Source organism: Vibrio minamisatsumaniensis, from assembly GCF_050337445.1.
GTDB classification, from domain to species: Bacteria; Pseudomonadota; Gammaproteobacteria; order Enterobacterales; family Vibrionaceae; genus Vibrio; species Vibrio artabrorum.
This window is the reverse complement of sequence record NZ_JAKJSY010000169.1, coordinates 1-1,482: the sequence shown is the minus strand read 5'-3', so window position 1 is coordinate 1,482 and position 1,482 is coordinate 1. Positions and strand designations below refer to the sequence as shown.

Below are 1,482 nucleotides of genomic sequence, written 5' to 3'. Positions count from 1 at the left end.
CTGATAGAGAAAATTAAAGAATACATCGAGTACTACAATACCAAACGTATAAAAGTGAAACTAAAAGGCCTGACTCCGATAGAATATCGAACTCAGGCCTTGAAAGCCGCTTAACAGAAATGTCCAACTTTATGGGGTCACTTCAATCGTGAGGGCTTTATAGATAAAAGAAGATGGAACTCATTTTTTAAGTTATTCCAACCGCCCGACACGAAGGTCTTCCTGTTGCCAACTTTAATTTTACTAAGCGCATTGCGTAGCCATAAGTTTATTTTCGATTTTATGTATTGTTATATGGAAAACAACTGACTTTCCCTTTAGGTTTTCAGCATGATAATCAGAAGGGAAGCGGAGGTTTACGTCAAAAGATTCACCAACTTTTTTTCCTATAATACCGTCTTCAAAGCCAGCTATCATGCGTCCTTGCCCCATCTGTAATGTAAACTTCTCAGCTTTACCTCCTTCAAACGGGATAGAATCAATAGAGCCTTCAAAATCGATAACGACCCTACTATCACTTTGTACAGGGTCTCCAGATTCAACCCACTTAGTTGGCTCAGTACGAGCTTGATGAACTCGCGATTGTAGCTCTTCTTGTCTTGAACGAGCGGAGTTAGAGAATTCAGGGGTAGGTGCTGATTTTTTTGGTGCGTAGTCTTCGTTGTAAACTGATGGGTATTTCCATGATGGGTATTTAAATATAGGACTAAGTTCAAGAGTTGCTGGTTCTTGTGGATTTATTGACATATGTGAGTCGTCAGCTAGTACAAGCCCACCGGGGAATGGGAATATGCCATTGATTATGATGTGACCGTCATTTTTATAAACTAATTGGTAAATAGGCTGATTGTTTGCATTAACGACCTCTAGTGCTTTATCACTTTTGTTTACATCCCATGTAGGAGGAACACCTGATAGTACATTCTTTGATATTTTAATAGGTGGGAGTCCTGATGCAGAATAAACATCAACATCCGCATAAAGCTTTTTCTTTTCGACATAGACTTTGATTGGTAAATGCCCGCCAAGATGAAATGGCGCATTCGGTTTTTTGAGTTGCTCTTTTGAATAAGAACAGCTTACCCCACCTCCAAGAGAAAAAGTCAAAGTGTCATGCTCATCTTTGAACACAGGTTCTTTTTTAGATTCTTTATCTTGATATACATTGAATCCATGTAAAGCTAAACCAATAGTAATCAAAACCCAACCAGGAGCAGAGGCAACAGATAAATCTATATCTAATTTTTGCTCAATCAAGGCTTCAATAAATGGTTGCCACCATGGTGATGAGATCATTGATATACCAGCTAAGACAAATGTCCTTACTAACCACTTTCTTTGCTCTGGCTTGAATACCCTTATTACTTCTAAAGCAAAATCTAAAAACATTTTTAATTTCATGCGAACTCACTTTTGATGATTGGCGCTAACAATATAGCATCTTCATATGATACCAGATTCTTTTATTACGGTATTTCATTC

Annotated in this window: 2 protein-coding genes; one reads left to right on the top strand and one right to left on the bottom strand. The window is 37.9% G+C overall.

The annotated features are described in order from the left end of the window. On the top strand, positions 1 to 114 hold a 114-nt coding region (locus L4B77_RS19950; RefSeq protein ID WP_429752597.1), incomplete at its 5' end, for an IS3 family transposase. A 129-nt stretch (positions 115 to 243) separates the two neighbouring features. Here L4B77_RS19950 and L4B77_RS19945 read toward each other — a convergent pair. Beyond that, positions 244 to 1,401, bottom strand: a complete 1,158-nt coding sequence (locus L4B77_RS19945) for an FKBP-type peptidyl-prolyl cis-trans isomerase (RefSeq protein WP_429752595.1) — start codon at positions 1,399 to 1,401, stop codon at positions 244 to 246. Between the last annotated feature and the right edge of the window lie 81 nt (positions 1,402 to 1,482).